This window comes from Scytonema sp. NUACC21, assembly GCF_054684315.1.
Window position 1 is genome coordinate 23,211 of the sequence record NZ_BAAFZH010000032.1, and the last position, 6,000, is coordinate 29,210.

The 6,000-nt window shown below is 43.1% G+C and carries 6 protein-coding genes; 4 read left to right on the forward strand and 2 right to left on the reverse strand.

Features of this window, described 5'->3' with window-relative positions:
- Positions 1-63 precede the first annotated feature (63 nt).
- On the forward strand, positions 64-495 hold the full coding sequence (locus tag ACYRY3_RS02935) for a hypothetical protein (protein ID WP_460200277.1): 432 nt from the start codon (positions 64-66) through the stop codon (positions 493-495).
- A 203-nt stretch (positions 496-698) separates the two neighbouring features.
- On the opposite strand, the gene ACYRY3_RS02940 is transcribed toward ACYRY3_RS02935, so the two are convergent.
- The gene (locus tag ACYRY3_RS02940; protein ID WP_460200278.1) at positions 699-1,298 is read right to left on the reverse strand and encodes a hypothetical protein; all 600 of its coding nucleotides are present in this window, start codon (positions 1,296-1,298) and stop codon (positions 699-701) included.
- A gap of 272 nt (positions 1,299-1,570) precedes the next feature.
- On the opposite strand from ACYRY3_RS02940, the gene ACYRY3_RS02945 reads away from it, so the two are divergent.
- The 3 genes from ACYRY3_RS02945 to ACYRY3_RS02955 all read left to right on the forward strand — a co-directional run bounded on the left by ACYRY3_RS02945 (position 1,571) and on the right by ACYRY3_RS02955 (position 3,206).
- Positions 1,571-2,218 carry a histidine phosphatase family protein gene (locus ACYRY3_RS02945; RefSeq protein WP_460200279.1) on the forward strand — a complete coding sequence of 216 codons (648 nt, stop codon included), beginning with the start codon at positions 1,571-1,573 and terminating at the stop codon, positions 2,216-2,218.
- Positions 2,219-2,362: 144 nt separating this feature from the next.
- Positions 2,363-2,872: a helix-turn-helix domain-containing protein gene (locus tag ACYRY3_RS02950; protein ID WP_460200281.1), complete on the forward strand. Its 510-nt coding sequence runs from the start codon at positions 2,363-2,365 to the stop codon at positions 2,870-2,872.
- A 124-nt stretch (positions 2,873-2,996) separates the two neighbouring features.
- Positions 2,997-3,206, forward strand: coding sequence for a hypothetical protein (locus ACYRY3_RS02955; protein ID WP_460200282.1), 210 nt, complete (start codon positions 2,997-2,999; stop codon positions 3,204-3,206).
- 100 nt (positions 3,207-3,306) lie between these two features.
- Here ACYRY3_RS02955 and metH read toward each other — a convergent pair.
- Positions 3,307-6,000: methionine synthase (metH, locus tag ACYRY3_RS02960; RefSeq protein ID WP_460200283.1), on the reverse strand; the 2,694-nt coding region annotated here is incomplete at its 5' end.

The window sequence follows — 6,000 nt, forward strand, 5'->3', positions numbered from 1 at the left end:
TCTTAATAAAGGAAAGGTGGGCAGTGCCCACCCAGCCCTTTCAACGCGTTCATTTGTACCTGCATGGGATGGATATCGGGAATTGCTCATCAGTTATTAAAGCTCGCCCCCATACTTGGAAGTTTCACAACCGAGCAACTCGATAAAATAGCTCTTAACCTATCACCGCAAGCAGTTTACAAATTAGCTGTAGGTCGCACACCAGCTGAGGTGATTCAGTCAATTCTGGAAAAAGCTTGCAACCAAGAGGTTTCCAAGAAAGATATTCAACTCGCAACCAAACAGCACAAAGACGCTCAACCGAAGAAAGAACCAACGCCGTGGCGGTATGTGGGACAAGGAAGAGAGTACCAACCGCCGCGAATTTCGGAAGCAGCTGGGTTGGTGATTGAAAAACTGAGGTCAGAAAACGGGACACCACGACGGTCTTTGATAGAGGATGCGGTTTTGTTGCTCGCGGAGAAATTTCAGCAGGTAGTTTTTGCCGTTGCTTAACTGGAATTTTCACTTCTCTTTTTTACAAGCTTTACGCGATCGCATTCAATAATTACTGCGAGATCTGTTTTATATTAAATTGGTATCCCTTCCCGCCAAAAGATTACCTAAAGACATAAGTAGGTCTATGCTGCACGGTGGCTGCTGGTGGGCAGTGCCTATAGAAATTGGTAATTTTAGAGCGTCCAAGGAGTAGTTGGTTTTTACTCATAGGAAAAAATCAAACTTTTTAACCATGTGGGCATAAACCACTCTGGTGTCCATAAAATATTATGCTTTTCGCTGTAATTGGTTAAGCCGAGCTTAGACCAGTACCTTTTCATCAGGTTTTTCCCTTGTTTATCGGAATATTTATCTTTTAAATCATCCAAGGGACAAGGATGACATCCCACTACTTGCTCTTTAGCAAATAATTCTAAGAACATAGCTAGTGCTTTTAAAGCATAATCATATCCTCGATATTGAGGTTGAATAAAAACTTTTTCTATATAAAAAAGATAAGAAGGATAAACATTATACTCATCTAATAAATTCTTATCCATTAAGAAAAAATTTGCAAAAAAAACAATGTCACCATCTCTGGTATCGGCTAAATGAATCAAGCGATCGCCATCGTAAGAGTAGTCAAATCGAGTCGCTAGAATATGCCCTATTTCTTTAGGTTCGTCCTCTTTTTCTTCTAATTCATCCCATTCTTCTGAGAGTTCAGAACCCAAATTGAATTTGATGGGACTATAAAAATGAGTCATTGCAAAATCATCAGACCGAGATACACACACACGCGGTTCGATGGTTAAATTCATAAATTTCTCTCCCGTGATAGCTTTTATATAGTTATAAAGCCAAGTTTTTCAACCTGATTTTTGAATTTTAAACCAGCATTCCAGAAACTGAAGTAAAAAAGCTTTCAAATAGCATCAATGAGCGCATTTCTATTTTCCCAATCTCAGCTATTTACATAAATATTAAAAAATGTTAAAAAATGTCATATGATGAAATAGATAGACCGCACAAGCGGGCTTAGTTTCGTACAGCCTCAAGGGTCTCCCTGGGTTCAATGTATCAAAATTATCCCATGAGTCAAATAGTCTGGATTGCAAGACACGCTAACCGTCTCGATTTTGTAAACCCTGATTGGTTCCTTACTGCAGAACGACGCTACGACCCGCCACTGTCAGAAGATGGTTTTATACAAGCGCAGCAACTAGCTAACCGTCTTAAGGGAGAAAAAATAGACCATATTTTTGCTTCCCCCTTTTTAAGGACGGTACAAACCGCGAATGCAATAGCAGAAGTGCTTGATTTGCCAATTAAACTAGAAACGGGCTTGAGCGAATGGCACAATCAGGCTTGGATGAAGGAAGAACCAAAAAGACTGTCAACTCCTGCATTGGCAGAATTATTCCCAAGAATTGATATCAGCTACACTCCACGCATAGCAGCGAAGTACCCTGAAACCCACGAACAAATGCAGGAGCGTTCCGGGCAAACTGCTAGATGTTTGACCAGAGAATATTCACCAGCAAATATTCTTTTAGTAGGACATGGTGCATCTGTACTGGGAGCGGCAATAGGTTTAGTCGGTGAAGTAGCCAGAACATCCGTCAAAGCGTCCCTATGTTGTTTGGTAAAAGTTGTACGTCGAGAGCCGGAGTGGCTGCTAGAGCTTAAGGGAGATACTTCTCATCTGACGGAGGTAGAAAAAGTTATCAAGTTTAATTAAATCTTGTACCCGACGGATGGAGAATGGTAAAGGGTTAGTGGTTAGTAGAGAATACAGTTAACAACTAACTACTAACTACTAATACCAATTTAATATGAAGCTGCATATAATAGTGGAAAGCAAACTTGGTAAGTTGAGATACCCATGAGCCGCCCATTTCAAAGTGAGATCGCCGAGAGCGAAGAGGAACTAAAAAAACGCCTACAAACAGTATCTTCAGGAATCCAGAAAGAAAAGTTACAAATGTTGTGGTGGCTCAAGAGTGGTCAAGTCAACCAACAGCAAGAAATTGGAAAACGCTTGGCCAGAGATACTTCAACAGTGACAAGATGGTTGCAGAAGTATAGAGCAAGCGGACTGTCTGGCTTGTTAAAAATTAACAAATCAGCAGGAGCAAAACGAAAAATTAACGATGAGGCACTCGCAGCCCTCAAGCAAGAACTCGAAACAGGGAAAGGATTTAGTAGTTACGGTGCAATCGTCGAGTGGTTGAAACTTGAACATGGACAAGACATAGAGTATGCAACGGTTTATGCATGGGTTCGATATCGATTAGGCGCAAAACTAAAAGTGCCTCGCCCTCAAAGCCACAATCAAGACGAAAAATTGATATCTGATTTTAAAAAAAACTCGGAATTATTCTTAATTGTCTAGAACAACATCTAGCACCCGGCAAGTATGTTCGCTACCTGTGCCAGGATGAAACGAGGGTAGGACTGAAAACTCTCACAGGAAAAGTGATTACTGCCTCTGGAGTCAAGCCTACTGTTGAGGTGAAATGGCCACGGGAAAATTTTTGGATTTATGGTGCGGTTTAACACTATGGACAGGTACCTTTGAAGAACAGCCAGGGCTGTGGCTGCGGTGGTGCGATGTCAAGGGAAATGTCATTCCGACAGGAAAAGAATTAAGCGAGCAAGAACGACAACGAGCAACTCGATTGGCAGAACGGTTAAGAGAAATGGGCGTTGACCCGGATACAATTTAATCCCACTCGACAAATCCTTGTATTTCTTCCTTTACGTTCTTTGCGACTTCGCGGTTCATTAAATTCCCCCTCTCCTTAATGGGGAGAAGGGGATAAATTACTAAGCGCTAAAGTACTTAGCTACAGGGTGATAGGTAATAATCGCAGTTGTAGATTGTTCCGGATAAAGCTGTTCGCTTTCATCCATATATAGGTTAATGCGATCGCATCCCAACAGATCCAGTTGCTTGTACTGATCCTGAATATTTGGACAAGCAGGATACCCAAAACTATACCGAGAACCGCGATAGCGCTGTGCCAGAATATCCCGAATATTATCCGGTTCCTCAGCACCAAACCCCAACTCATGACGAATGCGGGCGTGGGACCATTCAGCCAGAGCTTCCGCCACTTGCACCGCTAAACCGTGGAAATACAGATAATCCGTGTATTGATTAGCCGCAAACAGCTTTTGAGCAAACTCCGTAGCAACGTGCCCAACCGTCACCGCCTGCATTGGGAAAACATCAATAGTTCCCGATTCCTTCGGTGCAAAGAAATCCGCAATACATAGTCTCCTCAAAGACTTTTGTCGGGGAAACTCAAACTTAGCTATCTCCCGAGCATCCTCTGCACTGCTGCGGTTTGGATCGTAAATACACAAACTATTCCCCTCAGCCTGACAAGGAAAATACCCATAAACCACCTGCGGATGCAGTAAATTCTCTGCAACGATCCGGTGCTTCCACTCCTGCAAAATCGGATACACCTTCTCATTCAAGAAAACTTGGTACTCCTCCTTCGATTGCTCTTTGGGCTTGCGGAACTGCCATTGTCCTGCAATCAAAGCTTGTAAATCCAAGTACCAGAAGACTTCTTCCCAAGGAATATCTTCTGGTTGAAGAATCTTCGTTCCCCAGAAAGGCGGTGTAGGACGTTCAATATCCACCGCCACAGCTTCAGAACGCCTTGTATCTACTTCTTGTGTTTCAGCCGACGCTTTCTCTTGAACTGCTTCCTCTGCTGAAACTTTGTGACCATTTCCCGACACTTCAGGGTTGTCAGCAAATCCATTCAAAAATCCCTGAATATCATCCCAATGCCCTGAAAATTTTGCTGGCATTAATTTATCCATGAAATTCAAGTCAGAAAATGCGTCTTTGCCGTAAATTACCCGACCTTTGTAAGTGTTTTGGCAATCTTCATAGACAAACTTGGGAGTTAGGGCTGCACCACCCAAAATAACCGGGACAGTAATTCCTTTTTCGTTGAAAACCTCCAAGTTCTCTTTCATAAACGCAGTGGACTTCACCAACAAGCCACTCATGGCAATACAATCAGCTTTGTGCTTTTCGTATGCTTCAATGATGTTCTCTACGGGCTGCTTAATTCCCAGGTTAATCACCTTGTAACCGTTATTGGACAAAATAATGTCTACTAGGTTTTTACCAATGTCGTGAACATCTCCTTTGACGGTGGCAATTATAAAGGTGCCCTTAGCATTGTTACCAGCTTCTGACTTTTCCATGAAAGGCTCAAGATAAGCTACTGCTGCTTTCATGGTTTCTGCTGATTGTAATACGAAGGGTAACTGCATTTGCCCGGAAGCAAACAAATCGCCTACCACTTTCATGCCATCAAGCAAAATGGTGTTGATAATATCCAAAGGAGGATACTGTTCCAAAGCTTTTGCCAGGTTTTGCTCCAAACCGATACGTTCGCCGTCAATAATATGACGCTTGAGACGTTCTTCGACGGGTAAATTTTCATCAACTCCTTTGTCGCGCTTCGTCGTGACTCCTTCAAAAAATGTTGTCAGTTCTGTTAGGGGGTCGTAGATGCAAACATCTCCCTCAAAAGAGCGCTCATCGTAAATTAATTGACGACAAACTTGTTGATGCCGTTCTTCAATTTTTGCTATCGGTAAAATCTTGTTAGCACTGACGATCGCACAATCCATTCCAGCTGCCATTGCTTCATGTAAAAACATGGAGTTCAATACCATCCGCGCTGCTGGATTCAAACCGAAGGAGATATTAGAAACACCCAAAATCACATGGCATCCCGGCAATTCTTGACGGATGCGACGGATAGCTTCGATAGTCGCTTTGCCGTTAGCTCTGTCTTCTTCTATACCCGTAGATATCGGCAGAGCTAGGGGGTCAAAAAAGATTTCGCGTGCTGAAATACCGTATTCTAGAGCTTGACGGTAAGCACGTTGGGCGATCGCAAACTTTTTAGAAGCTGTTCGCGCCATCCCCTCCTCATCAATAGTACCAATAACAACACCCGCACCGTATTTCTTCGCCAGTTCCAATACCTTTAAGAAACGCGGTTCTCCATCTTCATAGTTGGTGGAATTCAGCAGGCATTTTCCACCTGCCACTTTCAGCCCTGCTTCCATCTTTTCCCATTCAGTGGAATCAAGCATCAAGGGCAATGTTACATTATTGACCAATCGGGATACCAACTGGTGCATATCGCGCACCCCGTCACGTCCGACATAGTCAACGTTGACATCAAGGATGTGTGCGCCTTCCTTAACTTGCGCCTTTGCCATTGAAACCAAACCATCCCAATCTTCCGCATTAAGCAATTCGCGGCATTTTTTCGACCCACTGGCGTTCAACCTTTCGCCAACGATTAGAAAGGAATTGTCTTGAGTGTAATTTTGAGTACTGTAAATTGATGCGGCTGCTGGTTCTAATTCAGGATGTCTGACCTTTGGTGTGAGGTTTTTGGCAATTTCTGCTAGTTGTTGAATGTGTTCCGGACGTGTCCCACAGCAACCCCCAATCACTTGGACACCTAAATC

Bases quoted from the DNA above. Each gene is read 5' to 3' on its own strand.
- ACYRY3_RS02955 (WP_460200282.1), top strand. From the start codon at position 2,997: ATGGCCACGGGAAAATTTTTGGATTTATGGTGCGGTTTAACACTATGG.
- ACYRY3_RS02945 (WP_460200279.1), top strand. From the start codon at position 1,571: ATGAGTCAAATAGTCTGGATTGCAAGACACGCTAACCGTCTCGATTTT.
- ACYRY3_RS02940 (WP_460200278.1), bottom strand. From the start codon at position 1,298: ATGAATTTAACCATCGAACCGCGTGTGTGTGTATCTCGGTCTGATGAT.
- ACYRY3_RS02935 (WP_460200277.1), top strand. From the start codon at position 64: ATGGGATGGATATCGGGAATTGCTCATCAGTTATTAAAGCTCGCCCCC.
- ACYRY3_RS02950 (WP_460200281.1), top strand. From the start codon at position 2,363: ATGAGCCGCCCATTTCAAAGTGAGATCGCCGAGAGCGAAGAGGAACTA.